Raw genomic sequence first — 308 nt, forward strand, 5'->3', positions numbered from 1 at the left:
GAGATGGTGGTGGCCGATCTGGATCGGCTGCGTCGCCTCAACGAAGCCCTGGGTCATGAACGCGCCGATCTGGTGCTGTCGGCCCTGGGTTCGCGCCTGTCGGCGGCTTTTTCCGAGGACTGCGTCCCGGCCCGGATCGGCGAGGACGAGTTCGCCATTCTGGTGCGGCGCGGCGGCAGCGGCGCCAGCGGCAGCGAGCGCCTGCGCGAGGCGCTGGAGCAGCCTTTGCGGCTGGCGGGCTTCGACATCTATCCGACCTTGTCCATCGGCGCCGTGACGGCCGAGGGCGGACCGGACGCGCCGGACGC

At 71.4% G+C, this 308-nt stretch carries 1 protein-coding gene; it reads left to right on the top strand.

Features of this window, described 5'->3' with window-relative positions:
* Nucleotides 1-308 (top strand): GGDEF domain-containing protein (locus RT567_RS15460; RefSeq protein WP_313577123.1); only part of this gene is annotated, 308 nt, incomplete at both ends.

Origin of the sequence: Brevundimonas sp., from assembly GCF_032107865.1 — a bacterium.
In the GTDB taxonomy this organism is placed as follows: Bacteria; Pseudomonadota; Alphaproteobacteria; order Caulobacterales; family Caulobacteraceae; genus Brevundimonas.